The organism is Oceanospirillum sp., from assembly GCF_982874595.1.
On sequence record NZ_CEYNZH010000009.1, the window covers coordinates 55,485 to 81,594 of the forward strand.

23 protein-coding genes and 1 other RNA gene are annotated in these 26,110 nt (G+C 51.3%); 8 read left to right on the forward strand and 16 right to left on the reverse strand.

What is annotated here, in order from left to right:
* Window positions 1–213: 213 nt before the first annotated feature.
* The 11 genes from AC4GL5_RS06075 to glnT form a co-directional block, all read right to left on the reverse strand.
* Window positions 214–2,079, reverse strand: coding sequence for a methyl-accepting chemotaxis protein (locus AC4GL5_RS06075; protein WP_490381902.1), 1,866 nt, complete (start codon window positions 2,077–2,079; stop codon window positions 214–216).
* A gap of 290 nt (window positions 2,080–2,369) precedes the next feature.
* A complete protein-coding gene (locus tag AC4GL5_RS06080; RefSeq protein WP_490381903.1) occupies window positions 2,370–3,068 on the reverse strand; it encodes a sarcosine oxidase subunit gamma in 699 nt (232 codons plus the stop codon).
* 2 nt (window positions 3,069–3,070) lie between these two features.
* Window positions 3,071–6,079: an FAD-dependent oxidoreductase gene (locus AC4GL5_RS06085; protein ID WP_490381904.1), complete on the reverse strand. Its 3,009-nt coding sequence runs from the start codon at window positions 6,077–6,079 to the stop codon at window positions 3,071–3,073.
* Window positions 6,076–6,387 (reverse strand): sarcosine oxidase subunit delta, encoded by a 312-nt coding sequence (locus AC4GL5_RS06090; protein ID WP_490381905.1) that lies wholly within the window; start codon window positions 6,385–6,387, stop codon window positions 6,076–6,078. The genes AC4GL5_RS06085 and AC4GL5_RS06090 overlap by 4 nt, the downstream gene beginning before the upstream one ends.
* 51 nt (window positions 6,388–6,438) lie before the next feature.
* The gene (locus tag AC4GL5_RS06095; RefSeq protein WP_490381906.1) at window positions 6,439–7,695 is read right to left on the reverse strand and encodes an FAD-dependent oxidoreductase; all 1,257 of its coding nucleotides are present in this window, start codon (window positions 7,693–7,695) and stop codon (window positions 6,439–6,441) included.
* Window positions 7,696–7,767: 72 nt separating this feature from the next.
* A complete protein-coding gene (gene folD / locus AC4GL5_RS06100; protein WP_490381907.1) occupies window positions 7,768–8,628 on the reverse strand; it encodes a bifunctional methylenetetrahydrofolate dehydrogenase/methenyltetrahydrofolate cyclohydrolase FolD in 861 nt (286 codons plus the stop codon).
* An 11-nt stretch (window positions 8,629–8,639) separates the two neighbouring features.
* Window positions 8,640–9,518 (reverse strand): formyltetrahydrofolate deformylase, encoded by an 879-nt coding sequence (gene purU, locus AC4GL5_RS06105; RefSeq protein WP_490381908.1) that lies wholly within the window; start codon window positions 9,516–9,518, stop codon window positions 8,640–8,642.
* Between the two features lie 137 nt (window positions 9,519–9,655).
* A complete protein-coding gene (locus AC4GL5_RS06110; RefSeq protein ID WP_490381909.1) occupies window positions 9,656–10,987 on the reverse strand; it encodes an FMN-binding glutamate synthase family protein in 1,332 nt (443 codons plus the stop codon).
* 24 nt (window positions 10,988–11,011) lie between these two features.
* A complete protein-coding gene (locus AC4GL5_RS06115) occupies window positions 11,012–11,695 on the reverse strand; it encodes a protein glxC (RefSeq protein ID WP_490381910.1) in 684 nt (227 codons plus the stop codon).
* A 40-nt stretch (window positions 11,696–11,735) separates the two neighbouring features.
* A complete protein-coding gene (locus AC4GL5_RS06120; RefSeq protein WP_490381911.1) occupies window positions 11,736–12,632 on the reverse strand; it encodes a class II glutamine amidotransferase in 897 nt (298 codons plus the stop codon).
* Window positions 12,633–12,787: 155 nt separating this feature from the next.
* Entirely contained in the window at window positions 12,788–14,119 is a 1,332-nt protein-coding gene (gene glnT / locus AC4GL5_RS06125; protein ID WP_490381912.1) for a type III glutamate--ammonia ligase, read from the reverse strand.
* Window positions 14,120–14,415: 296 nt separating this feature from the next.
* On the opposite strand from glnT, the gene AC4GL5_RS06130 reads away from it, so the two are divergent.
* Window positions 14,416–15,006 carry a helix-turn-helix domain-containing protein gene (locus tag AC4GL5_RS06130; protein ID WP_490381913.1) on the forward strand — a complete coding sequence of 197 codons (591 nt, stop codon included), beginning with the start codon at window positions 14,416–14,418 and terminating at the stop codon, window positions 15,004–15,006.
* A gap of 126 nt (window positions 15,007–15,132) precedes the next feature.
* Here the strand turns inward: AC4GL5_RS06130 and amt are convergent, their stop codons facing one another.
* A complete protein-coding gene (gene amt, locus AC4GL5_RS06135; RefSeq protein ID WP_490381914.1) occupies window positions 15,133–16,386 on the reverse strand; it encodes an ammonium transporter in 1,254 nt (417 codons plus the stop codon).
* Between the two features lie 9 nt (window positions 16,387–16,395).
* On the reverse strand, window positions 16,396–16,734 hold the full coding sequence (locus tag AC4GL5_RS06140; protein WP_490381915.1) for a P-II family nitrogen regulator: 339 nt from the start codon (window positions 16,732–16,734) through the stop codon (window positions 16,396–16,398).
* 192 nt (window positions 16,735–16,926) lie between these two features.
* On the opposite strand from AC4GL5_RS06140, the gene AC4GL5_RS06145 reads away from it, so the two are divergent.
* The 4 genes from AC4GL5_RS06145 (at window position 16,927) to AC4GL5_RS06160 (ending at window position 20,313) form a co-directional block, all read left to right on the forward strand.
* The gene (locus AC4GL5_RS06145; RefSeq protein ID WP_490381916.1) at window positions 16,927–17,856 is read left to right on the forward strand and encodes a response regulator; all 930 of its coding nucleotides are present in this window, start codon (window positions 16,927–16,929) and stop codon (window positions 17,854–17,856) included.
* A complete protein-coding gene (locus AC4GL5_RS06150; protein WP_490381917.1) occupies window positions 17,840–19,141 on the forward strand; it encodes an ATP-binding protein in 1,302 nt (433 codons plus the stop codon). The genes AC4GL5_RS06145 and AC4GL5_RS06150 overlap by 17 nt, the downstream gene beginning before the upstream one ends.
* A gap of 89 nt (window positions 19,142–19,230) precedes the next feature.
* Entirely contained in the window at window positions 19,231–19,566 is a 336-nt protein-coding gene (locus AC4GL5_RS06155; protein ID WP_490381918.1) for a YgiW/YdeI family stress tolerance OB fold protein, read from the forward strand.
* A gap of 45 nt (window positions 19,567–19,611) precedes the next feature.
* The gene (locus AC4GL5_RS06160; protein ID WP_490381919.1) at window positions 19,612–20,313 is read left to right on the forward strand and encodes an AcfA family outer membrane beta-barrel protein; all 702 of its coding nucleotides are present in this window, start codon (window positions 19,612–19,614) and stop codon (window positions 20,311–20,313) included.
* A gap of 57 nt (window positions 20,314–20,370) precedes the next feature.
* On the opposite strand, the gene yghU is transcribed toward AC4GL5_RS06160, so the two are convergent.
* Together yghU and AC4GL5_RS06170 are read right to left on the reverse strand one after the other, a co-directional pair.
* On the reverse strand, window positions 20,371–21,240 hold the full coding sequence (gene yghU / locus AC4GL5_RS06165) for a glutathione-dependent disulfide-bond oxidoreductase (RefSeq protein WP_490381920.1): 870 nt from the start codon (window positions 21,238–21,240) through the stop codon (window positions 20,371–20,373).
* A gap of 29 nt (window positions 21,241–21,269) precedes the next feature.
* On the reverse strand, window positions 21,270–22,352 hold the full coding sequence (locus AC4GL5_RS06170; RefSeq protein ID WP_490381921.1) for an alkene reductase: 1,083 nt from the start codon (window positions 22,350–22,352) through the stop codon (window positions 21,270–21,272).
* A 301-nt stretch (window positions 22,353–22,653) separates the two neighbouring features.
* Between AC4GL5_RS06170 and AC4GL5_RS06175 the strand changes: the two genes are divergently transcribed.
* From AC4GL5_RS06175 to AC4GL5_RS06185, 3 genes are all read left to right on the forward strand, one after another.
* Entirely contained in the window at window positions 22,654–23,508 is an 855-nt protein-coding gene (locus tag AC4GL5_RS06175; protein WP_490381922.1) for an alpha/beta fold hydrolase, read from the forward strand.
* Between the two features lie 211 nt (window positions 23,509–23,719).
* Window positions 23,720–24,583 carry an HDOD domain-containing protein gene (locus tag AC4GL5_RS06180; RefSeq protein WP_490381923.1) on the forward strand — a complete coding sequence of 288 codons (864 nt, stop codon included), beginning with the start codon at window positions 23,720–23,722 and terminating at the stop codon, window positions 24,581–24,583.
* Window positions 24,584–24,702: 119 nt separating this feature from the next.
* Window positions 24,703–25,863, forward strand: a complete 1,161-nt coding sequence (locus AC4GL5_RS06185) for an amidohydrolase (RefSeq protein WP_490381924.1) — start codon at window positions 24,703–24,705, stop codon at window positions 25,861–25,863.
* Between the two features lie 113 nt (window positions 25,864–25,976).
* Here the strand turns inward: AC4GL5_RS06185 and ffs are convergent.
* Window positions 25,977–26,073, reverse strand: an RNA gene (gene ffs, locus AC4GL5_RS06190) — signal recognition particle sRNA small type.
* Window positions 26,074–26,110 lie beyond the last annotated feature (37 nt).

Sequence of the window (26,110 nt, forward strand, 5' to 3'; positions counted from 1 at the left end):
GAGGTAACACAGCAAGGCACAGATCCTTCTCGCCCGCCCGCGTTACAGCTCATCTGAGCTGTTTATATGGGGATTTGTGCCTTGCTTTACCTCAGAATGAAAGCCAACTCTTAACAGACTGGTTTTCGCTTCATTCTGGATCAACAATCCCCAACCTTTATCTCTCAAGTGTTTTTCCCCATAACTGCATCTGACTTTCCCGGTTAATACCGACTATTTATAGTGTTCTACTGGCTTAGCTTCTATTTCGAATTTTGCACAATGTTTCTGATACATCAGTTCTAACTCGGCCTCTCCATTCAGGTTGCCCGGCTCATCTTTATATCCGGCACTGCCCTGCACAGGCTTACCCTGCCAGCGTTGCTCAATCTGATTCCGCTCCGGACGGCGACTAAACCAGTCAATAAATCGATTAGCCTGTGCCAATAAACGATACCCGGACGCAGAAGCCGATACTGCCATGGTGTAATAAAAAGGCTGTAGCTCTGCATGTCCCGGCAAAATCTCAATTTTCCCATACCAGGGGCTCTCTGGGTTTTCACAAGCCCAGTAGTAGATGGGCAGATCCACACCAAAGGCATCCACAATACCGTCTGCCAGACAATTATGAATACGGGACTGATCTGAGTAGGCGATCAGATTCTCCAGTGTGATTTTTCCACCCGGTTTCTTCGCATTGGCACTCCAGCGCAAGCTGTTATCTTCCAAAACCTGAATTGCCGCAGGGTCATTAATCACACCCAGTACCTTGCCATTCAGATCATCCAGTGTCCTGATACGGTCATCACCTTTCCGTCGGGCCAGTACAAAATGCAGATAGGTATAGGCATTGGAATAAGCAACATTGCCATACTCTGCCGAAGGCGGCAGCGCACTGATGACGATATCCGCCGGCGGTTCACCAAAGCTTTTTCCGGCACTCAACAGCTCAGTGCACATATCCCAGGGCGCCTCGATAAATTCACACTTAACCCCGAGATAATCCGCAAAGGCCTGGGCATAATCCACATCCAGCCCCTTCAGGGGTTCACCAAGACGCTCCCGGAAGGATAACCCGACAAAATTAGGCTCAATCGCGACCCTTAACGTGCCTCGCTGTAAGATATCATCCAGTTGATCATGACCAGGGTCTGGTACCAGATAGAGTTTCTGGCTGATCCGGTCAAAAGCATTCACTGCCTGACCGATCTCACCACTGATCAAATCTATTTTATCCAACCCCTGAGTCATCTCTCCGGCTACACTACTGATATGCTGGCTTTTATCGTTAATTCGTTCCATCGCCCCGGAACTCAGCTCCAGTGTTTCAAAGATCACACCTGTATTTTCCATTACGGTACTGATTTGCTGCTCAATAGACTGGAACAGAGTTGTCAGCTGACTGCTGGAATGTTGTATCGTTTCGACAAATTCAGATAATCGCGTCATATTGCTGACACGGACCTGATTCAGCTCATCATTAACCGAGGTAAAATCTAATTGGGAGGCTGCTTCCTGGACCCGCTCCATGGTAACGGAGGCTAAACGACGCACTTCATCCGCTACGACAGCAAACCCCCGTCCCTGCTCACCAGCTCTTGCCGCCTCGATGGACGCATTAAGTGCCAGTAAATTTATGCCCTTTCCAATATCCTCAATGCCATTGAGTACCGAAGTCACACTACTGGCCTTGGCTTCAAGGGCCGACGAGATCTGTCCAAGGGTACCGTTGAGGGTTTCATTAACCTGATGAACCTCATCATCCATAAGGCTCTGCATTGTATGTACGGTGCTATTTGATCGGTTCAGATGGTCTTTAGCCTGGTTCAGCTCGTCATCAAGCTTATTCGCCCGCTGGCTGACTTCTGACAGAAAACTTTCCTGAGCCTCCAGCGCCCGGAAAACCTGATGGGAAAGTAAAGAGGTGTGCTCGCTCACTAGCTGTACCGCACGGTAAAAGCGCTTATTTCTCTGTTCATGCTCTGATTCTGGGGTAGTCAAACCTGTGTCACCCCCTGATTCTTCCACGACCTGCAACGCCAGCTCTGCTCCATCGTTCCGGGAAAAAGATTTCAATACAGATCCGAGTCTATTCTTCATATTCTGCGTCCTATATAAGCGTTAGGTCAGGCCTGGCAACCCATTATGGATCAGGACCAATAACGGTTACGCAATAGCTATGCCAGCAACAAAAGGCGCAAATTATTGCGTTTATAAGGCATAACGGGCTTTTTAAGCCCAGGATTGCTAAAAAAATGCGCGCCACAGTTTTGCGACGCACCAATGATGAGCAGATAAAATTCAGAGGCTAAAACAGAGGAATAAGGTGCTGAAGACGTACCGGTCCCGGAGCCAGATTATTGATCCAAATCCGGGACACTGTTGAGTTTTTAAAGCAGTGCCTCAATACCGCAAAGGCCGCCACGAAACTCCGTGACCGCGTCCTGCAAGACCGAAAGCAGATACTCACCGGAAGTCGCATCACTGAGAATTGAGAAACACGACAGCTCCCTGATCCTGTGATGAACAACAATACAATTGGTTCGTGCAACAGAGGTCTGAGCCACCGCTCCCAAGGGGAAGGCTTTTTCCCGCAGATCCACCGCACAAAGCTTCGCCATCACCTGAGCGACATGCTCACCGGCCAGCACAAACCAGCTATGACTGTCTTCACAGAACAGGGGATAACAGCGTTCAGGTGTTTCCTTATGCAGCCGGGGCATTTCTGCGACCAGCGCTCCCCGGTCATTCAGGCTCCCCAGCAGCCAGAACTCACTGGGACTGAGTCGAACAGCCAGCTCACCGGTCGGCTGCATAAGCGCCTGGTTTGGGGTGTCCGGTAACCGGATCCCCTGTTCATCCAGAAAACCCTCAGCCCCTTTACCCCGATACCCCACACGGGAGATCAGCGTTAAATCCACGATACCCGCGGATTGAATTCGGGCTAAATCACCGGCATCGGCCTGAGCCAGCACAGAGCCCCCCATTGCGGTGGCAACTTCAGATGCACCGGAAACCGAGCGATAATGCAACGAACGAACAGCGGACATCTGAGAGGCAGAATCCGTTGATAAATATTGAGTGCTCATGTTTAAACCTCCTGCCGGGCTTGTTCCGGATCGTAAAAAGGTAAGGCTGCGACTTCCGCCATCACAACAGCTCCGCCATCAACACGAATCGGGAAGACCGAACCCACTTCAGACTGCTCAACCGCCACATAAGCCATACCGATAATGGCATTAACCGTTGGCGAGTATTCGCAGGACGTAACGTTGCCCGTAATCTCAGCATCAGCACCCGCACCAGACAGAACAATATGTCCCTCTTCCGGCTTCCGGTTCTGTGCCACAAGCTCTTTTGGCAGAACAAAACCCACCAGTTTTCGGGTTTGAGGGCGTTTCATCACAATATCGACCGCCCGGCAGCCGTTGAAGTAAGGCTTCTTCTTGCTGACCGCCCAACCCAAAGCAACCTCTCCGGGATGACTCATACCATCGGTATCCTGCCCGATGATGATGTGTCCTTTCTCCAGACGTAGCAGACGCTGGGTCTCGACACCAAAGGGACGGATATCAAATGGCTGTCCGGCGTCCATCAGCAGATCCCAGAGGACCTCACCAAAGCGGGCGGGAACGTGTAGCTCATACCCCAACTCACCAACAAAACCGACCCGTAGCATACGAACCGGAATTTTCTGCTCGCTGTCCGGAATAACCAGAAAGCCTTCCCGGCAGGCCAGGTAAGGGAAACCTTCCGGACTCAGATCCTGATCCGTCAGACGTTCCAGCACCTTACGGCTATCCGGGCCAGCCAGGTTGACGGCAGCATAGGCTGAACTGACATTCGTAATATCAACATCCAACTGCCATTGCGTGTTCCAGAAGGTCATCAGGCGATAGACCGTATCAACCCCTGTCGTCGTTGCCGTAACGTAGAAGTGATCCTCATCAAAGCGACAGGCTACGCCATCATCAATCACCACGCCCTGATCATTGGTCAATACGGCATAGCGGGTTTTACCCACGGGCTGTTTCAGAAAACCGAAGGTGTAGATGCGATTCATCAGCTCTGCGGCATCCGGCCCGCGCAACTCAATGCCCCCTAAAGTGGAAACATCGATCAGCCCTACTTTCTGACGCACATGACTGGACTCATTTTCGATGCAGGCATTACGGATCTGTCGGGCTTTCGGCAACAGCGGGCTGGCCTCACTGCCCTGCAGCCTCTGATCAGCTGCCGGATAAAAAGCCGGACGCATCCAGAGACCTGCCGGAATAATCTTCGCTCCCATCTCAAGATGACGATGATGCATTGCCGTCTGGCGATAAGGGTCAAAACCACGACCGGCCATGTAAGCCAGTTTTTCAGGAGTCAGAGGAGGTCTTGCGGTTGTAACACCGGTTTCGGATACCGTTCGCTGAGTTGCTTTGGCTACCAAACGCGCAGTCGGCAGTGCCGAGTGCCGACCCTGACTGGGGCCCATACCAACGGTTGAAAATCGTTTCACCAACTGAACATCGCGATAGCCCATTCGGGTCGCGTTGATAATATCTTTAGCCTGCAGATCTTCATCAAAATCGACAAAATCTTTGCCCTTAGGGTGCTTAAAGATCGGCCAGTGGAAATTCACCTTCTTGTGGCACTCAACGACAGGTACCGGCTCTGATGCCAGCTCCAGCGCATTAAGCGCCTGAATGGCTGCGCGCTCACCATCCCGCATGACCGATGCCAGAGAGTAGATACCGTTCACAGAGCCTGCGATATGCAGATTTTCCGGCAGATTTTTCAGTGAGAATGCCGCCCGCTCATCACTGTAAGAGAGCTGACCACCCGCCTGACACAGTAACTGATAGGCGGGCATATACCCGGCAGACATGCAGAGCAGATCGCAGGGAATAATTTCGTAATCGCTACCCACTTCACCGGGAGAGGTAATGGTACGTAGCTCAACAGACTTCAGGTGCAGATCACCTTTTGCTTCATAAACCGTCTGACTGAAGCGAACATCCACACCCATGCTCACCAACTGACGGACCAGATCCTGTTCTGCGGCTGAAAGTTCAGATTCCTGACGCATATCCGCCACGGCACAGACCTTAACCTGTTGTTGCTTGAGCGTCAGGGCCGTCAGATAGCCATCTTCATTGCCGGTCAGTACCACAGCCCGCTCACCGGGTTTCACCGCGTAGAGCTTCATCATGCGCATGGCAGCACTGGACAACACAACCCCCGGCAGATCATTACCCCGAAAAACCACATGTTGCTCATAAGCACCGGTCGCCATCACGCACTGTTTGGCACGAACCTTATAAAGACGCTTGGCCTTAAGCACCGGTAGCCAGTTATCCATAAACCAGGCATTACACGTCGCCTCGGTCATCACGGAGATATTAGGATGCTGTTCGACGCGGGCAACCAGATCCTGGCGCAGCTGTTCCGGATTGTCGCAGCCACTGAACTCGGAATAGGTCAAGGCACCACCCAGAACAGGATTCTCTTCCAGCAACAGAACATCCGCTCCGTTGTCTGCAGCCTTCAAAGCGGCAGAGAGCCCTGCCGGGCCGGAACCGACCACAACCAGATCATGGTGCAAAAAGGCTTTGTCGTAGTACTCCGGCTTAAACGAGAGATCTGCAACCCCCAGCCCTGCCTTAACCCGGATCTGTTTTTCCCACCAATCCCAAACGCCTTTTGGCTTGTAAAAAGCGCGGTAGTAAAAACCCACCGGCATAAAGCGGCCAAAGTGGTTCAGAATAGCGTCTTTGTCTTTTTTAAGACTACCGTTTACATTTTGCCCGCCAATGCTGATGCCGTTGCTGGCCAGATGGCGATCAGCCAGTACGTTAGGCTCATCCGGTAGCTGAACCAGACTGTTGGCATCATGTCCGGACAGCGTCAGAGGCCCTCGGGGACGATGATATTTAAATGAACGCGACCAGACCCACTGACGATTGGCCAAAAGAGCACTACCTAAAGTATCGCCTTTAACACCAAGGATACGCTCACCTTCAAACTCAAACTCGACGCTCTGCTGACGATCCAGCATCAACCCCATAGGTTCCGGTAAACGAGGACGGGAAACCGCTGCTTGCCTGCTCATGATGTTACCTCCGCGCTTGATTCACCCATGCCAAAGGCAGGTGTGCTGATCTCAGAAGCCAACTCGCTGGGGTCATAAGTTTTAATAATCTGATCACTGGTACGATCACGCTCAGCCACAAACCAATAACCGGACGCACTGTGATACCACCACTCACGAACAACACCGGTACCGTTATAGCTGTAAAAAGTATGCTCAGCCCATTCCTGATCGGGGGCCTCCAGTGCAGGCAACGGAGTGACCTCTCCACCAAAAATAAATTCATTGATATTTCTAAGCCCGTTCAAAGGGCACGTCATGAGTTTCATAATCTATCCCCGACTCTCCATAATTCATTTCGCCGTTCGACCACAAAGCCATCAGTGAGAGGCTGCGGTAGCGCCCATTTCATTGACCTGTCTGAAGTCGTTAAAACGATCCGCTCCGAAGGGCTTAATCAATGAGGGTGTTTTGCCTGTAGCGACCAGTTCCGCCATGGTCTGACCGCAGATAGGTGTCGACTTAAAGCCCCAGGTGCCCCAACCCGCATCCAGGTAGTAATTCTTCACCGGGCTTTCCCCCATAATCGGGCTGTAATCTGAGGTCATATCCGTCAGGCCCGTCCACTGACGCATCAGCTTCAGGTTGGCCATAAACGGGAATAGCTCGACAGCATGGGCCAGTAGCTGCTCTTTCAGCTCAAGGGTTGATCGGCTGTTGTAAAGCGGATAAGGGTCAGAACCGCCACCAAACACCAGCTCCCCACGCCCCGTTTGCTGGACATAACAATGAAATGCCGGAGAACTGACCAGAGGATCAAGGAAAGGCTTAACAGGCTGAGTCACCATTGCCTGCAGCGGATACGTCACAATCGGCAGGCGGAAACCCGCTTTCTCAGCCATCAAAGAGCTGTGACCGGCCACGGCCTGAACCGCCACGCCGCACTCTATGGTGTGCTCGGCACTGCCCTGACGAACTTTCACGCCTTTGACGGCACCCTCTTCAACCAGCACATCGGTTACTTCCGTCAACTGGTGCAGTTCAACGCCCCGTTGGGTAGCACCTTTCGCATATCCCCAGGCCACGGCATCATGACGGGCCGTCGCTCCATCCATATGCCAGAGTCCAGCCAAAACCGGCTGGTGACCCGGATTCATATTCAGGGTCGGTACCAGTTCACGAATCTCCTGTGGGCCGATCAGTTCGGTCTTACCACCGAAGTGTTTATTCACTTCGGTTCGCTGACGAAAGCCACGAATAGCCGCATCGGTATGCGCCAGCGTCAGCTGACCCCGCTTGGAATACATGATGTTGAAATCAAATTCGTTGGACAGATCCTGAAACAGTTTTACCGACTCACTGTAAAACTTAACCCCATCGGAGGTGAGATAGTTGGAACGGATCACCGCGGTATTTCGGGCTGTGTTACCACCCCCCAGGTATCCTTTTTCCAGAACCGCTACATTGGTAATGCCGTGATACTTGGCAAGGTAATAAGCGGTCGCAACACCATGGCCACCTCCGCCAATAATCACAACGTCATAGCGTTTTTTCAGCGAGGTTGGCGGGGGTAGGTCGGCATCTTTCTCAAAAGGAAAGTCACCGTTAAGACCGTATTTTAGAAGTGCAAAAGGCATAAACCTTCTCCTGTCTCATCAGATCAACTGATGCAATATGTTTCACCTGGCTGCTGGCGGGCGGCCAACCACTTACGACTGTTGCTGTCTTGCGGCGATCAGAGTGTTCTTCATCAGGCAGGCAATCGTCATAGGACCGACGCCTCCGGGCACCGGGGTAATGGCATGAGCAAGCGCTTCAACGGCGGTATAGTCCACATCACCGACCAGCTTGCGCTTACCATCACGCTCGATGACATTGATCCCCACATCGATGACGGTGGCACCGGGCTTAACCCATTCAGGGCCGATCATTTCAGGGATACCGACTGCCGCGACAAGAATATCGGCCTGCTGTGCCAGTTTTTCCGGCTCAGGCGTGCGCGAATGCACAACCGTCACGGTGCAGTTCGCCTTCAGTAACAGAGCGGCCATCGGTTTGCCGACAATATTGGAGCGGCCGACCACCACCGCATGCTTTCCGGATAGGTCACCCAGTGTTTTATTCAGCATGATCATGCAACCCTGAGGTGTGCAGGGCACCAGAGAGTCTTTACCAACACTCAAGGCCCCGACATTTTCCGGGTGGAAGCCATCCACATCTTTAGCGGATGAGATCGCAGCAATCACCTGCTCTTCATCCAGATGAGCGGGCAAAGGGAGCTGTACCAGAATGCCATGCACCTCAGGGTCAGCATTCAGCGCATCGATCAGGCTATTCAGAGTGTCCTGAGTCGTTTCAGCAGGCAGACGGTGTTCAATGGAGTTAATACCTGACTCGGTAGCACGGGCGATTTTGTTACGCACATAAACCTGACTGGCAGGGTCGTCTCCCACAAGTACAACCGCCAGACCCGGCTTGAGGCCAAAGGTCTGATGGAATGCTGCTGCATCCTCTGCGACCTCTTCCAGCACCTGAGCGGAGATCACTTTTCCGTCAATTCGTGTCGCCATGATCTCCCCTCCTACTTGAAGACAACCGTCTTGTTGCCATCCACAAAGACACGATGCTCGGTATGCAGTTTCACCGCCCGGGCCAAAGCAACCGTCTCGGTGTCACGGCCTGCCGTAGTCAGCATTTCCGGCCCCATGGTGTGGTCTACCGTTTGCACTGACTGCTCAATAATCGGACCTTCATCCAGATCAGCGGTGACATAATGCGCCGTAGCACCAATCAGCTTTACGCCACGGTCATAGGCCTGATAGTAAGGTCGCGCACCTTTAAAGCCCGGCAGGAAGGAGTGGTGAATATTGATCGCCTGGCCAGCCAGATGCCCACAGAGATTGTCAGAAAGGATCTGCATATAGCGGGCAAGAATGACCAGTTCAGAATCGGTCTCTTTAACGATATCCAGCAGCGCTTCTTCCTGTTGTGACTTGTTCTCTTTCGTCACCGGTAAATGTACAAAACGGATACCCTCACGCTCGGCCATCGGACGGAGATCCTGATGGTTCGACACAACAGCGGTGATCTCGATATTCAGATCGCCTTTGTTTTTGCGATACAAGAGATCACTCAGACAATGATCCGCCTTAGAAACCATAATCACCGTTTTGACCGGCGCGCAGGCATTGTGCAGCGTCCACTCCATATCAAGGCGCTTGGCCACCTCGGCAAAACCCTCTTCAATACTTTTTCCGGTATCTTCGGCTGAGCCTTCTCCCTGAAAATGAAAACGTGTACGCATAAAGAATTTGCCACTGTCCTGATCATCAAACTGCGATTGCTCGCTGATGTAACAGCCCTGCTTGGTCAGATAACCCGCAACATCGGCCACAATGCCGCTTCCAGCCGGGCAGGTTGTTCGTAGGATGTATTCGGTTTTGTTCGTTGCATGAGGCATTTTCAAAATCCTGTTTACTTTTTTCAGGGTGCAGAAACCCGCAAAGCGAAATGCTTTGAATAAAAAAACTGTTCTGGTGTTAAATTGTGCCGGAGCTACCGAAGCAGCTCCGGTCGGATAAGGATCAGACGATCGGTTTAGAAAGACTGCCCCGGAATCCAGCTGGTCCCCGCCAGAGGAACACGCGCCATAGCCGCGGCTTCTACGTTCAGTGCCACCAGATCTTCCGGTTCCAGATTTCTCAGGTCATTCTTGCCGCAGGCCCGTGCCAGGGTTTGTGCTTCCATGGTCAGAACCCGCAGGTAATTCGCCAGGCGACGACCACCTTCAACCGGGTCAAGACGCTTGCTCAACTCAGGATCCTGAGTGGAGATACCCGCAGGGTCTTTACCTTCATGGTAATCATCGTAGTAACCCGCAGCAGAGCCGATCTTTTTAAATTCGGCATCCCATTTAGGGTGGTTACAACCCAATGCCACCAGGGCTGCCGTGCCGATTGCCACAGCATCAGCCCCCAGCGCCATCGCCTTAGCCACATCAGCGCCATTGCGGATACCGCCGGACACGATAAGCTGAACTTTGCGGTGCATCCCCATCTCCTGAAGCGCCTGTACCGCCTGAGGAATAGCCGCCATCGTCGGAATACCCACGTGCTCGATAAAGACTTCCTGAGTAGCAGCCGTACCGCCCTGCATCCCATCGACTACGATCACATCTGCCCCGGCTTTAACCGCCAGTTTGACGTCGTAGTAGGTACGGGTTGCGCCCACTTTGATGTAAATAGGCACCTGCCAGTCGGTGATTTCACGCAGCTCCTGAATCTTAATCGCCAGATCATCCGGCCCGGTCCAATCCGGGTGACGACAAGCGGAACGCTGATCAACTCCCATTGGCAGTGTGCGCATTTGCGCAACACGATCGGTAATCTTCTGCCCCAGCAGCATGCCGCCGCCACCCGGTTTAGCACCCTGTCCCAGGACAACTTCAATGGCATCAGCCTTGCGCAGGTCATCCGGGTTCATACCGTAGCGGGATGGCAGATACTGATAGACCAGTTTAGTGGACTGTCCTCGCTCTTCCGGGGTCATACCACCATCACCTGTGGTCGTTGAGGTGCCAACAGCGGAAGCCCCCCGGCCCAGTGCTTCTTTAGCATTCGCCGACAATGCGCCAAAGCTCATACCCGCAATCGTGACCGGGGTTTCGATCACAATAGGTTTTTTGGCAAAACGGGTACCTAACGTCACTTGGGTGTTGCACTTCTCACGGTAACCCTCAAGCGGGTAACGGGACATGGAAGCACCCAGAAACAGCAAATCGTCAAAATGCGGCACTTTGCGTTTAGCACCAAAACCACGGATGTCGTAGATGCCACTTTCCGCAGCACGGCGGATTTCAGTCATGGTCGCCGCATCAAAGGTTGCTGACTCACGCAGACCAGCTTTTACGTTCAGATCTTGTTCACTCATCTTCTTATCCTCGTATCTGCGAAATCAGTAGGCGCTGACGTTATCGACTTTGAAGTTATACAGCTGACGGGCAGAGCCATAGCGCTTAAAATCTGCGGGATCTTCATCCATACCTGCGCGGTTCAGCAGATCGGCCAGGTAGTCCAGATGCTCCTGGCGCATCTCTTTTTCGATACAATCGGCACCCAGCGAGGCCACACTGCCTTTCACGAAAATTTTGGTTTCATAAAGAGAATCACCCAGCGCGTCTCCGGCATCACCACAGACCACCAGCGCGCCAGCCTGCGCCATAAAGCAGCTCATGTGGCCCACATCACCACCGACAACAATCTCGGCACCTTTCATGGAGATACCGCAACGGGCGCCAGCATCACCTTCAATCACCAGCAAACCACCATGGGCAGTTGCACCGGCAGACTGGGACGCCTGACCTTTAACGCGAACGATGCCGGACATCATGTTTTCTGCCACGCCCTGACCGGCGTTACCATGAACGACCACATGGGCTTTTTTATTCATACCCGCGCAGTAGTAACCCGCATGTCCCTCAATATCGACACTGAGCGCAGCATCCAGACCGCAGGCGATATTGTGGTCGCCCTTGGCACCGGTGATCTTCCATTCACGCTCAGTACACTCGCCGGACTGCTCATGCAGAGCCTGATTTACTTCGCGCAGCGAGTTTGTTGCCAAATCAAGTGTTTTCATAATCCAGTTTCCTCGTATTTAACCGTGTCAGCCGATGCGCTTAGCTGCGTTCCCAAACGTAAATTTTGGCCGCTTCCGGCTCCCAAACTTTCGCCTTTTCAATGCCCGGTAGCGTGGTCAGGGCCTGATATTCGGAGGCCATTGCCACGTAGTCGTCAGTTTCAGCCAGAACCGCTGGCTTGCAGGCAATCGGGTCACGTACCACAGCAAAACCGTCCCGTGTACCAATGGTGAAGGTAAAGAAACCATCCAGCTCCTGCAGGGCGTTCTCCAGAGCCTGTTTCAGGGTGTCGCCCTGCTGCAGTCGATGCATCAGATAACCGGCAGCCACTTCAGAGTCATTTTCTGTTTCAAAATGAATGCCCTGTCGCTTCAGCTCCAGACGCAGACGGTTGTGGTTAGAAAGGGAACCGTTGTGCACCAGACACAGGTCTTCACCGGTTGAAAACGGGTGAGAACCCGCCATAGTGACCGCGGATTCAGTCGCCATACGGGTATGACCGATGATGTGCGTGCCCTGCATCCCCTTAAGGCTGAAGTTCTCTGCGATCACTTCCGGCAGGCCGACCTCTTTCAGGATCTCAATAGAGTGGCCAGCACTCAGAATCAGCACTTCAGGCGTATGGGTTTCAATAAAGACTGTCGCTTTGTCGGCATCACAGTGCATTTTGAACACGGCGACGGTGTCATTCTGAAACCAGCTGACCTCAGCATTCAGCTCAGCACGTACCTTCTCGGCCAGCGCTTCCCAGTTGTAGTTCACATCTTCATGGCGCAGGGTCAGTTTGGTGCCATCAGCAACCTCATCACCATAAATCGCAAAACCGGCACTGTCGGGGCCACGGTCGGTCATCGCGATCAGCATGGGTTCAAACAGGGCGCCCAGCTGGCTTTCCAACGCGGGGTTCTTCAGGTAGAGACCTACGATTCCACACATCGCATCATCCTCACTTCAAAAAAGAGTCATAAAAAGTCATATCAAAGAGACAACATCCGACTCGCCCGCTGATATCAGGTCGAGCGAAGCCGTTCCGCTTAAAACAGTCTTAAGCGGGCTCTATCCATTGGAAAATAGGTAAAACTCAGATCAGATCAGAAGAACTCACCGTAACGGGCAACTTCCCAGTCACTGACATGGCGGCAGTAATCGATCCACTCATCTCGTTTCAGGCTGATAAATTCGGCCATCAGGTCTTTGCCCAAGGCCTCAGTCAACACAGTGTCTGCCTCTAGGGCATCCACTGCCTCACCCAGATTTTGGGGCAGAATCTCAATACCTTTCTCGGCCAGATCCTGGTTGCTCATGACGTAGAGGTTTTCATTCACCGGATCTCCGGCTTCCAACTCACGTTCAATACCATCCATACCGGCTGCAATCAGTGCCGCGTGTACCAGGTATGGGTTACAGCCGGAGTCCGGCAGTCGGAATTCAAGGCGACCGTAAGGGATACGCACCATGGCAGAACGGTTGTTATCGCCGTAGCAGATATAGGCCGGAGCCCAGGTGGCTCCGGATGCGGAGCCGCCCACAACCAGTCGTTTATAAGAGTTCACCGTAGGTGCAGAGATGGCACACAGCGCCTTGGCGTGGTGAAGCAAGCCGGCGGTGAAGTGATAGGCCATTTTCGATAGCCCCATACCGTGCTTGTCGCTGTCATCCCCGAACAGGTTTTTGCCACTCTCATCACAGATGGAAAGGTGGAAATGCATACCGTTACCTGTGCGGTCGGATGCGGGTTTCGGCATAAAGGAGCACACCATACCCAGGTCGTTGGCAATCTCACCGGCAGCCATACGCACAAAGGTGAAACGATCTGCCGAGGTTAGTGCATCGCTATAGGTGTAGTTGATCTCAAACTGGCCGTTGGCGTCTTCATGATCGATCTGATAAACATCCATATCGACTTTCTGCAGGCTATCAACCAGTTTTTCCAGAAACTCACGGGAGCGGGATAATCCCTTATAGTCGTAACAAGGTTTAGTCAGCGTATCGGTATCGTCTACCGGCCCGAGGGAGCCATCGCTGTTACGTTTAAACAGTGAAAATTCAGGCTCCAGACCGGTATTCAGTGTCCAGCCGCGACTGCTCAATCGTTTCAGTTGCTGCTTGAGTACAACACGACTGTCATAGGGATAAGGCTTACCCTCCACATAACCATCACAGGCGATTCGGGCGTAACCCGGCTGCCAGGGAACAATACTCAGGCTGCTCAGGTCGCCACGGGCCAGAAAGTCCGGGCCGTGCGGCTCCATCCCTAAACCCCATACAGCGAAACCAGCGAAGCCAGCGCCCTTTTCAACGACATCCATCAAACAATGGGCTGGCACGGATTTCGTTTTGGCAACGCCATGAATATCAACAAACTGTGCAAGCACATACTTGATGTCATTCTCGTCACAGAAACGCTCTACATCTATCGGCATCGGGTCACTCCTAAATCGTTTAGGTTTCTTACCTTCCCGTCAGGCGATTTAATTTCCCTTCAGGAATATTTATTTACATACAAGAAAGCAACCGTCATGCCAGAAAATTTCCTAGCAGGAATATTTTATTCTCAAAATAACTAACCCTTTGATTTTTATACAGAAGTGAAAATATATTTCCTGCCAAGAATACTGATTACGAAAAGTACAAGGTATAATGCACCAGTTGTTATTGGGGAAACTGCAGGCATTACGCGCAAATCCAGTGCACCGCCGCATTAAATTGGAGCAAAAAAATGGATCAGAACCGCACTGAGGAGTTCAGTCTCGATCAGTACATCGGCATGGTGGTTAAGAAAGCCCGAGTTGAACAGGGACTTAAAATTACCGATGTCGCCCGTATCTCCAATATCAGTCAGGGTATGATCAGCAAAATTGAGAATGCCCAGGTATCCACCAGCCTCGAGACCCTGAATCGATTGTGCAACGCCATTGGGCTGTCAATCTCAACGTTGTTTACTGACTACAACCGCCCGGAAGGCAGCGCTCAGTTCACAAAAGCGGGTGAAGGGTTAGAGGTTGTGCGACGGGGAACCGATAAGGGTCATAACTACCAGCTGCTAACGTATCAACGTGGTGGAAAGAAAAACTTTGAGGCATTTCTAATTACGATGGATGATCTGGCAGAGGTTTTTCCAACCTTCTCTCACCCGGGTCAGGAGTTTGTTTATCTTCTTTCAGGTCGTCTTCAATACCGTCATGGCAATCACCTGTATGAGATGAGCGCCGGTGACAGCCTCACCTTTGACGCAGAAGTTCCTCATGGACCGGAGCAGCTTTACGATGTACCGCTTCAGCTACTGTCGATCATCAATTACTCAGAATAAATAGGTAGGAAGTGATAGCAACCGGCTGACAGAAACAAAAAAGCGCTTACCTGGCTCTGATAAAACCGGTAAGCGCAATGGGTAAAGCATCGGAGGGTCTTTCTAGTTATTGCAAGACATTAAAAATTACTTGTCGTTAGTGAATTCCGGATAGGCTGCCATGCCACATTCGTGAACATCCATGCCTTCCATCTCTTCTTCATCACTCACACGAAGTCCCATGATCAGTTTGATAACCATTAGGGTTACGATCGTGGCACCAAACATCCAGCCGAACACAACAACCGTTCCAATCAACTGATTCATAAAGGTTGCATCAGGATTACTGATCAGCACCGCAAAGATGCCCCAGATACCTGCCGATCCGTGCACGGAGATAGCCCCAACCGGATCATCCAGCTTCAGCTTATCCAGTAACAGAACAGAGCCCACCACAACCAAACCGCCTACAGCACCAATTAAGGTCGCCATAGCAGCAGAAGGCATCAGAGGTTCCGCTGTAATAGCAACCAGCCCCGCCAGTGCGCCGTTGATCGTCATCGTCAGATCTGTCTTACCAAACAGGAATCGCGCCAGAAGTGCGGCTGCAACCATACCCGCAGCCGCAGCGGCATTGGTATTCACAAAGACTTTAGCGACCGCATTAGCTTCTTCAACATTGGCAATTTTCAGCTCTGAACCGCCGTTGAAACCGAACCAGCCCATCCAGAGAATAAACATACCTAAGGTCGCCATCGGCAGGTTAGCCCCAGGGATCGCAACAGGTTTACCCTCTTTCGTGTAGCGGCCTTTACGCGGACCAACCATAATCACCGCAGCCAGGGCTGCAGAGGCACCCGCCATATGAACCACGACAGAACCGGCAAAATCCTGAAAACCCATCTCATCCAGGAAACCACCACCCCATTTCCAGTAACCTTCAACCGGATAGATCACAGCAACCATCACAATGGCAAAAATAAGGAAAGGCCAAAGACGCATACGTTCAGCTACAGCACCGGACACAATCGACATGGTGGCTGCGGCAAAAACGGCCTGAAATATGAAATCAGACATGCTGGAGTAATACGGCGCACCTTCAGCACCCGATACCACATCAGCGGTTGCGTTATCCGCCCCCAGGAAGAAATCAATCCCCGGAATGACAGAAGAAACCGGGTTAGCCGGATACATAATGTTGTAGCCAACAAACAGGTAAACAATACAGGCGATGCCGTAGAGCAGTGCATTCTTGTTCAGAATCTCTACCGTATTCTTACTTCTTACTAAACCAGCTTCCAGCATGGCAAAACCAGCGGCCATCCACATCACCAAAGCAGCGCTTATTAAGAAATAAAACGTATCCAGGGCGTAACCAATTTCAATGACTAAGTTATCCATTTTTCACTCCTAAAGTGCCTGCTCGCCTGTTTCACCGGTACGAATCCGGACAGCCCGCTCGATATCTAAAACAAAAATCTTGCCGTCACCGACTTTGCCGCTGCTGCAGCTTTTTGTGATGGCTTCAAGCACCTGGTCAACAAAGTCATCTTTGACCGCAACTTCAATTTTCACTTTCGCCTGAAACTCCACGCTGTACTCTGCGCCCCGGTAAAGCTCGGTATGGCCTTTTTGTCGCCCATAACCATGAACCTCTGTGGTGGTAAGGCCGTTCACGCCCAGCTCTTGTAACGCTTCCCGTGCATCGTTCAATGCATGGGGTCTGATTACTGCACTCACTAGCTTCATAACATCCCCTTTCTTTTTGAGAAAATATATTTCTTACAAGGAATATTGAAGAATTGTGCCACGTTTAGGAAACCGCAATACTTTCAGAGAGTTAAAAGCAAAAAGCTTGAAAAGCGCCCACAGAAAGCCATGGCGCTCGCACCATGAAAGAACAGACGAAGCAGTAGGGTGCACCATAAGAAATGACCCGTTTTGGATACGGAGGCTGAACGAAACATAGAAAGGAAGGAAGGTCATTCAAGCCAAAAACTGAGGTTAAGACCCTGCAGTCTTAATCTCAGTCATCCGGTAAACCCGGAAGCTTTAAAAGGTCAGCCCCTCTCTGAAAAAGGCCTGCCAATGGTTAATAAAAAATTAAGTTATTATCGATACAATACAGGACAGGCTTTCAAGCTATCTTTTTCATTCTTTCTACACCATTGGCTTAACATGCACTTGTTATTGATTGAAGACGACCTACCTTTGGGCAGTGCGCTCATTAGGCTCCTTAAAAGCAGCTACCGGGTTGAGTGGGTTAGATCTCTGTCTGATGCAAAAAACCACCTTTTAGCCCAGGATTACGATCTTATCCTTCTTGACCTGGGCCTACCTGATGGCGACGGCATCACTTTTCTACAATCTATCCGCCAAAACTCAAACACAACTCCGGTTCTAATCCTAACGGCCAGGGATAGTCTTGATGACAAGGTGCTGGGACTGGATATGGGAGCCGATGATTACATGGTTAAGCCTTTTGAACCTGACGAACTTCTTGCTCGCCTGAGAGCACAACTGAGAAGGCTTGCGGGCCAGGCATCACAACTTATCATCTCAGGTAACCTTACTCTGGACCCGGTTCAGAATAGGTTCTGTCTTGATGAATGCCCAATCAGACTCCCGAAGAAAGAACATGAAATTCTAAGCGTTCTGATTCATGCCGGCGCCCAGCCTGTGAGTCGATCTAAACTCATGCAACAGCTTTACAGTCTCGGCAGTGAGGCAGAATCCAATACATTAGATGTTTATATCCACGCACTAAGAAAGATATTGGGCAAAGAACGTATCGAAACTATAAGAGGCTATGGCTTCCGACTAAAAGAGCCCTCAGATGAAAAAGAGCCTTTAGATGAAAAAGAGTATTAAGCTCAAACAGTTGGCTCTGATTCTGGGCCTAAGCATGTTGATAACAGCTGTGACAAGCATTGTCGTTACCTGGCTTGCCGTTGATGATGAGTTAAGCGAACTTCTGTACGAGGATATTCGTCAACAAACAGAGCTACTGTCACGCATGCTTCACCGAGGCCATATCGAACCTGATGAATTAAAACAGTTTCTGAGTGAATCTTTTATTGATGATGACGAAGACACTTTTCTGATCTCTGTCGAACATATCAAAGAAGGCTGGTTTGTCAGTAATCTTGAGATAGAAAGAAGTTACGGAAGTCCGGAAAGTGGTGTCACTCAACTGGTATTTCAGGGGCATACCTGGAAGGGCTACCAACTCAGAGAGGGTAACCTGCTGATCAAACTGCTAAGACGAGATGATATGGCAGCGGATATTAAGGGCGATGTAATAGAAGACACCCTGCTACCGGTACTCATTGGTAACGTTTTCAGTCTTCTGATACTCATGGCCTTGCTTAGTATCGTTACCTCCCCTCTATCCAAATTGGTACGCCAGATAGAACAACGCAAAGCCGATGACCTGACAGACTTTGAACCGTCCGGACGCCTGACAGAACTTCAGGCCATCAGTGTCAGCCTTAATCAGCTAATGCAGGGAATCAAATCAACTCTGGAAAGAGAAAAACGCTTTGCCAGTGACGTGGCTCATGAGCTACGCACCCCTTTGGCAACCTTAAAGCTTGAGCTTGCGTTACCTGATACAGACCTAGCAGCGATGCGCCAGGAAGTAGACAGGCTGATAAGGGTTGTAGAGCAGCTTATGACTCTGGCCCGCATTGAATCCGGCTACTGGCAACAACAAGCAGAAACCCTAGACCTGAAATCGACTCTGATCGATGTCTGTCAACGCCTGGAACCCCGAATCTCAGCAGCCGGGCTTAGCCTGAGTCTCAATCTTCAGGATATACCGCTAAAAGGCGACTCAACACTCCTCGGTCTTCTGGTAGAAAACCTGCTTTTAAATGTGATTAAGCATGCAAAGGGGGCAACACAGGTATCTCTGGAACTAAATCCAGAAAAAAGCGACTTTCTGGTTTTAAAAGATGATGGCCCAGGTATTTCTGACGAACAACGTCAGCTAATGCTAGAACCATTTGTCCGGCAGGATCAGAGGAAAGAAGGTCTTGGGCTAGGGCTTTCAATTTGCAAACAGATTGCGGAGCAGCATGGATTCATCCTCAAGCTGGCAGACGCCTCTCCGGGATTAAGCGTTACTCTTTCCCAAAATACAAACGTAAAGTAACACCTAACCCCCTCCTCCGGGCCTACTTAATACAAACTTAATTCTTGTTTACGGATACTGAGCCTACCGAATCACCAACGGAGCTTAGTATGCGTCCTTCTCCTCGTTTGATATCAGCATTGGCCTTACTTATTACAGCCGAAGCCTATGGTGCAGACTGCACGACCCTAATCTCTTTAGCTGAAGCTAAAAACCTTCCGGACGACAGCATTATCTGCGTTAAAGGTCATATCAGCGAACGGCTTTCTGACGATGATTACCTACTTAGAGACGCTAGCGGAACGCTTGTGGTTGAAATCGATAATCATCTTTGGCGTGGCCAGCTTGTTGCACACAAGGGCCAATTGTTACTTCAGGGAGAGCTGGATCAGGAAGACTATGAGACTGAGCTTGACGTCGATTCACTAACCATCCTTAACCCCTAATCACAAGTTCTAGTAATTAAATACATCTATCGCACGGAGCTTATTATGAAAAAGAATCTGGCACTTCCACTTCTTCTGGTGTCACCTATGCTACTGAGCACACCTCAGGCCATGGCAAACACCTACATTCAATTTGGTCTGGGTACAACTCAAATCAACAAGGATGATGATACCGTTACTTTCAAAGACAATACCCGGTTAACACCGGGCTCCAGTAGCGCTGATCAGCGCTTTACTCTGGGTTATCGTGATGAATCATTGGGGGTAGAAGTCAGTTACCGTCAAACGGTAACTGATGCCGAAAAAGAGATTCAGGCCAGAAGCCCTGGCGAGATTCCAGCACTACCGTCAGGTATCAGTGGAGGAACACCCAATGAATATGAAGAAGAATGGGAAACAGATTTAAAAACGCAACAACTGGCAGTAAAAGGCGTCTATTTTCAGGACCTGAGCAAACAATTTACGCTCAAAACAGGCCTCGGTTTGACCTATACCGAATACGAGCAGAAATCCAGCCACACTCAATCCTGGGAAGAAGACAGAGTAGGCCCAGACTGGGAATACGACAGGGTAAATCGCAGCAAAAGCTCAGATTCTGCTGTTGGTGGTATTGCCAGCATTGCTGTTGATTACACACCTGCACCGGACAGTCTGCCAAACCTCAAGGTCGGTCTTGAAGCTGCTGCCACATCCGACAAATACAGCACATCCCAGAGTCTCTATGGAACGCTTGGCTGGGTATTCTAAACCGGCCATAGGCACCGTCAGGAAGCAGTCGTCTCCAGACTGCTTCCTGAATAAAGATCACGACCTGTTAATGGCCTTCTCAATATCCTCTGAGCTATGACGCTCTCGCAACTGCTCGAAGGTTTCCCCCCAGGTGCGATTCACAATGCGGCCACGCTGAACCGCAGGGCGCAGATCGATCGCTTTTGCCCAGCGCATCACGTGGGTGTAGCTGTCAGCTTCAAGGAACTCTGCCGCGTCGTACACCCGGTTGAGTACCAGCGCACCATACCAGGGCCAGACCAGCATATCGGCGATGGAGTATTCTTCCCCCGCCAGATACGGGTTATCCGCCAGACGTTTATCCAGCACATCCAGCTGACGCTTGATCTCCATGGTGTAGCGGTTGATCGGATATTCAAACTTCTCCGGCGCGTAGGCATAGAAGTGACCAAAGCCGCCGCCCAGAATCGGGGCTGCGCCCATCTGCCAGAACACCCAGTTCATACACTCGGTTTTTGCTACAGGATCTTTCGGGATAAAAGCTCCGAACTTCTCCGCCAGATACAGCAGGATAGACCCTGACTCAAAGACACGCTGGGGCGGATTAACACTGTGATCCATCATCGCCGGAATCTTGGAGTTAGGGTTCACCTCCACAAAGCCGGAACTGAACTGATCGCCTTCCATAATATCGATCAGCCAGGCGTCGTATTCTGCTTCTTTGAAACCCAGTTCCAGTAGTTCTTCCAGCATAACGGTGACTTTGACACCGTTTGGCGTGGCCAGTGAGTAGACCTGCAGCGGATGTTCACCCACCGGCAGCGCTTTCTCATGCGTTGCGCCGGAAACGGGACGGTTAATATTGGCAAACTTGCCACCATTACCCGCTTCCCATTTCCAGACCTTGGGTGGGGTATAGCTTGTGTTCTGCGATGCTTCGCTCATATTTTTCCCTCTGTTCTGCCGTCAGGTGATTAAGCCGGAGACAGCTCTTCCAGAAATGGATAATCGTTATAACCTTCACGCCCCTGAGTGTAGAAGGTTTTCGGGTCGGCTTGGTTCAGTTCAGCGCCTTCTTTAATACGACGGGGCAGATCCGGGTTGGCGATGAAAGGCACACCAAAGGCAACCGCATCAGCGATACCCTCTGAAACCACCTGCTGCGCTTCCTGCGGGCTGTAGCCCATGTTCACAATCAGATTTCCCTGATAATGCTCGCGCACCGGTGTGACCACATCCATCTGCTGCTCACCTAAAAAGTCGGCACGCATCAGGTGGAGATACGCCAAATTGTAACCGCTCAGTTTTTCAGACAGCCAGGTCATCAGGCCAACCGGATCACTGTCTTTCATGCTGTTAAAGCTGTTCAGTGGCGACAGACGAACACCCACCCGATCAGAACCCCATACCTTGCTGACCGCTTCGATCACTTCCAGCAGAAGACGGGCGCGGTTTTCGACGGAACCACCATAAAGGCCTTCACGCAGGTTAGCACCATCACGCAGGAAGGCATCCAGCAGATAGCCGTTTGCACCGTGTACCTCTACACCATCAAAGCCAGCGCGCTTGGCGTTTTCTGCTGCTTTTACAAAACCATCAATGATGGCTGGAATTTCAGCATCGTCCAGTGCACGGGGTTCGGTATAAGCCTTTTTGCCTTCCGGCGTGTGGATATCGGAATTGGTAATCGCGATAGCACTGGGTGCAACCGGCTGTTTGCCGTCATTCAGTACCGGATGACAGGCACGGCCACCATGCCAGATCTGCAGGAAGATCTTGCCGCCCTTAGCATGTACGGCATCCGTCACCTTTTTCCAGCCTTCTACCTGAGCGTCAGAATAGATACCCGGCTCACGCCAGAAGGCAGAGTTACCTTCCATCGCCATGGTCGCTTCCGCAATCAGCAGACCGCCAGAAGCACGTTGCGCATAGTGCTCTGCAATCAGGTCGGTCGGCACATGATTCTCATCAGCACGGCAGCGGGTCAGCGGAGCCATCAGTACCCGGTTTTCTACTTCAACAGCGCCCAGTTTCAGCGGCGAAAACAGATCAGTCATAGTTGCTCCAGAAATCGTTCAAAGTTGATTTATTGACTTGGTTACTTTCCAGATGGATACGAATATTCAGATTTAAAGATCAGCGGGGCTAAAAATAGCAGGGGTTAATTAATCAATGCCTGAGAAATCAGCGATAAAGACGCGCGGTACAGCCCAAAGAGTGACTATAGAGTCTCACCTAATAGGGTGAGAGCCGAAGAAATCCAACTGAATACTTGGCATTATGGGATGCAGTATCGATTTTGCCTCTGAAAAGCACATCAGAAAACACAATAAAAACAAAATAACAGGATCGAAAATCATGACGGATTCTCCTCTGCAAACCGCACCGAAAACCGACTCAGCATCACTGGAAGCAACAGCCAGAATCGTGACAGATAGCCGCACGATTAAGACACCTTACGGCAATCTTTTTGCCCGACGCTGGCAGCCGGAAGGCGGTGATCATAAAGCCTCCCCTTTTTTGCTCTACCATGACTCTTTAGGCTCTGTCGGATTATGGCGAGACTTTCCTGAAGCTTTAGCCCTGTCAACGGGCAGAAGTGTTATCGCCTACGACCGCTTGGGCTTTGGTCTGTCGGACCCCGTGACACAAGCCATTGATCCGAACTTTATTCCCCTGGAGGCTGAGCGCTTTATTCCTCTGATCTGCGATGACTTCGGTCTGGAGCACTTTATCGCTTTCGGCCACAGCGTGGGCGGTGGAATGGCCGTGCATTCAGCCGCACAGCATCCTGAACGATGCGCCCTGCTCATCACAGAAGCCGCACAGGCCTTTGTTGAACCCCTGACCCGGGATGGCATTCGTGAAGCGGAAGCACTATTTAAAGATCAGAAACAGCTGGACCGACTGGCCCGCTATCATGGCAAGCGTACCCGCTGGGTGCTCGACTCCTGGATCAATAGCTGGCTGTCTGACGCATTCGATCACTGGTCCCTTGATGACGTTCTGCCTCAGGTCACCTGCCCGACGCTGGTGCTTCATGGCGAACAGGATGAATACGGATCAGCAGACCAGCCCAAGCGTATCGCTGAAGGGGTAACAGGTACGGTGCAAATGGAACTTTTAAAAGGACTGCATCATGTTCCCCATCGGGAAGCGCCCTCTCTGGTGCTGGAAAAAGTCAATCAGTTTATCGCGCAATATCCCGCTTGAGGCCTCAGCACTCACTCCCTCTCTGAGAAACATCAGCTCGCTGCTCCCGGTCGATTCAAAGCGATCACCGGGGTGCTGCGGCCCCTTCAAATGGACATCAATTGTTGACCTGGATAAAGATTTGACCTGCTTATTCACCGACAGCATCGTAATGTTTGATACAATGCCAAAAAGATACCCCTGCATTACCCCTTTAAACAGGACCATCCTTATGGCAGCTACAGCTCAGAATGTCACTCCCAGCCATCGCTACAAAATTCCGGCTCGCCCTGAGGCCGTTATTGCTATCGCTGAACTGATGAAAGCAAAGAATCCTTCCGCTTCTGAGATCGCAGAAATTCTGAAGCAGGATGTTTTCCTCTATACGAGCGTTCTGGCTGCTGTAAACACGCCGCTGTTTCGCCTGAGTAAAAAGATTACGGACCTGACGCACGCCATCGCACTGCTGGGTCTGGATAAACTGTTTGCCGTCATCCGGCTGGCCGCTCTGCAAAACTCCCTGGGGAAACAGGGTCGGCTGGATCGTTTTTGGGATACCGCAACCGAGGTCGCCCAACTGTCTGCCGATATTGCCCAACGGGTATCCGACCCTGATCCCCACGACAGCTATACTCTGGGCATGATGCACGACTGTGCTATCCCTCTCATGCTGGAAACCCATCCCGAATACAAAGCATTCCTGCGTAATATTAACGGATCAGATCTTTATGGCCTGAGCACTCAGGAGGAAAAGCTCTTTGGCATCAATCACTTCACGCTGGGTGCTGAGATTGCCCGACACTGGTTTATGCCGGATCGAATCGCTGACGCCATAGAAGGTCAGCGTCATTACATCGGTATTCTCGATAGCAAAGCCGGCTTGCCGGATGAAACAAAATCCCTACTCTGCATTCTCGTGTTAGCCAAAGATATCAGCTCCCGCTACCGTCGATTCTGGCGTATTTATGACTCCAAAGAGTCACCTCCGGAAATACTCAGGGTACTGAGTTATCTGGGTATTCCCGACCTTGAATACATGGATATTCGGGAAGACCTGCTACAAAACCTTGAAGAAACCGATCAGAAGGCCGGATAAGCCTTCTTGTCTTAGCCCAGACGCTTAAAATGCAGCAGCCCTCGAGAAAAAAGGGAGGGCTTCAATCAAAACCTGATTTCATCTATCCTGCCTGCATTCGCTTTAATCAGGAGTCATCCATGCTGTCCAATCACGCGCTTATCCAGTTTCGCCACACCCTGCACCAGCATCCGGAACTCTCTGATCAGGAAATAGCCACTGCAGCGCGCATCAAAAACCTCTTCACCCGCTTTTCCCCTGATGAAAGCCTCGAAAATATCGGTGGTAACGGTCTTGCCTTCTGTTTTGATGGTAAAGAATCCGGCCCCACAACGCTGATCCGCTGCGAGCTGGATGCCCTGCCTATTCAGGAGATTAACGACCTGCCCTACCGCTCCGTGTGTGATGGTGTGTCCCATAAATGCGGGCATGATGGCCACATGGCGATCGTCGCCGCGTTAGGTAGCCATCTGGCAGAAAACCGCCCCCAACGGGGTCGTGTCATCTGCCTGTTCCAGCCGGCGGAGGAAATCGGTGCCGGAGCCGTGAATATGGTTCACGATCATCAGTTTGAGCAGCTGAAACCGGATTACTGCTTTGCCCTGCACAACCTGCCCGGCAAACCTCTGGGTACGGTTTATTGCAAGCCCGGTGCCTTTAACTGCGCATCACGGGGCATGATTATCCGCCTGAAAGGCAAAACCTCCCACGCGGCCCATCCGGAAGATGGCATCAGCCCCGCACTCGCCATGAGCAATATCATTCAGCAACTGAATCAGCTGCCCCAACAGCAAGAAAAAGGACAGATGACCGGCTTTAATCTGGTCACCGTGGTTTATGCCCACCTTGGGGAGATCGCCTTCGGCACCGCACCCGGAGAAGCCACCGTCATGGCCACCCTGCGCACATCAACCAACGAAGCCATGAACCAGCTGATCGAACAGGCAACAGAACTGGTTCAGCAACAAGCCAATGAGCACCAGCTGAGTTTTTCTCTGGAGTGGGATGATGTTTTCCGCGCCAGCGTCAATAGCGACAGCGGTTATCAGAAGGTCAAAAAAGCCTGCGAAGCGACAGGTACACCATTGATCACACCCGAAGAGGGATTCAGATGGTCAGAGGATTTCGGCATCTTCACCGAAGTTGCCCAAGGCGCCATGTTCGCCCTCGGCGCAGGAGACACCAGCCCGCAGTTGCATAACCCGGATTATGACTTTCCGGATGAGCTGATCCCGGTGGGATTTAAACTGTTTCGGGAGATTGTTGAGGGGATTAATGGGTTTACGGATGAAAACAGATAGATGGGAAAATCAATAGACAGATATCCACAGCCCGCTCAAATACGAGTGCTTGTGTATAAATAGTAGATATAGGGAAACGGAGGATAGATTTCAGAGGCCTGAAATGGAGATGGCCCCGCCAGCCACACCCCGGCACACGAGTCGCTCGCTGTGGCTGCTTCCTTCCGGACCTGACCAGGTTCACGAGGTATCGTTGCGGGGGGACCGACAGGGCCACCACTAATTTTGTTTGGTAGCACCTAAACCT

Coding starts and splice junctions, on each gene's coding strand:
- AC4GL5_RS06155 (WP_490381918.1), top strand. CDS start 19,231: ATGCGTCCTTCTCCTCGTTTGATATCAGCATTGGCCTTACTTATTACA.
- AC4GL5_RS06115 (WP_490381910.1), bottom strand. CDS start 11,695: ATGAAAACACTTGATTTGGCAACAAACTCGCTGCGCGAAGTAAATCAG.
- AC4GL5_RS06140 (WP_490381915.1), bottom strand. CDS start 16,734: ATGAAGCTAGTGAGTGCAGTAATCAGACCCCATGCATTGAACGATGCA.
- amt (WP_490381914.1), bottom strand. CDS start 16,386: ATGGATAACTTAGTCATTGAAATTGGTTACGCCCTGGATACGTTTTAT.
- AC4GL5_RS06175 (WP_490381922.1), top strand. CDS start 22,654: ATGACGGATTCTCCTCTGCAAACCGCACCGAAAACCGACTCAGCATCA.
- AC4GL5_RS06170 (WP_490381921.1), bottom strand. CDS start 22,352: ATGACTGATCTGTTTTCGCCGCTGAAACTGGGCGCTGTTGAAGTAGAA.
- AC4GL5_RS06160 (WP_490381919.1), top strand. CDS start 19,612: ATGAAAAAGAATCTGGCACTTCCACTTCTTCTGGTGTCACCTATGCTA.
- AC4GL5_RS06120 (WP_490381911.1), bottom strand. CDS start 12,632: ATGTGTGGAATCGTAGGTCTCTACCTGAAGAACCCCGCGTTGGAAAGC.
- AC4GL5_RS06075 (WP_490381902.1), bottom strand. CDS start 2,079: ATGAAGAATAGACTCGGATCTGTATTGAAATCTTTTTCCCGGAACGAT.
- purU (WP_490381908.1), bottom strand. CDS start 9,518: ATGCCTCATGCAACGAACAAAACCGAATACATCCTACGAACAACCTGC.
- AC4GL5_RS06095 (WP_490381906.1), bottom strand. CDS start 7,695: ATGCCTTTTGCACTTCTAAAATACGGTCTTAACGGTGACTTTCCTTTT.
- folD (WP_490381907.1), bottom strand. CDS start 8,628: ATGGCGACACGAATTGACGGAAAAGTGATCTCCGCTCAGGTGCTGGAA.
- AC4GL5_RS06180 (WP_490381923.1), top strand. CDS start 23,720: ATGGCAGCTACAGCTCAGAATGTCACTCCCAGCCATCGCTACAAAATT.
- AC4GL5_RS06080 (WP_490381903.1), bottom strand. CDS start 3,068: ATGAGCACTCAATATTTATCAACGGATTCTGCCTCTCAGATGTCCGCT.
- glnT (WP_490381912.1), bottom strand. CDS start 14,119: ATGCCGATAGATGTAGAGCGTTTCTGTGACGAGAATGACATCAAGTAT.
- yghU (WP_490381920.1), bottom strand. CDS start 21,240: ATGAGCGAAGCATCGCAGAACACAAGCTATACCCCACCCAAGGTCTGG.
- AC4GL5_RS06090 (WP_490381905.1), bottom strand. CDS start 6,387: ATGAAACTCATGACGTGCCCTTTGAACGGGCTTAGAAATATCAATGAA.
- AC4GL5_RS06185 (WP_490381924.1), top strand. CDS start 24,703: ATGCTGTCCAATCACGCGCTTATCCAGTTTCGCCACACCCTGCACCAG.
- AC4GL5_RS06150 (WP_490381917.1), top strand. CDS start 17,840: ATGAAAAAGAGTATTAAGCTCAAACAGTTGGCTCTGATTCTGGGCCTA.
- AC4GL5_RS06130 (WP_490381913.1), top strand. CDS start 14,416: ATGGATCAGAACCGCACTGAGGAGTTCAGTCTCGATCAGTACATCGGC.
- AC4GL5_RS06085 (WP_490381904.1), bottom strand. CDS start 6,079: ATGAGCAGGCAAGCAGCGGTTTCCCGTCCTCGTTTACCGGAACCTATG.
- AC4GL5_RS06110 (WP_490381909.1), bottom strand. CDS start 10,987: ATGAGTGAACAAGATCTGAACGTAAAAGCTGGTCTGCGTGAGTCAGCA.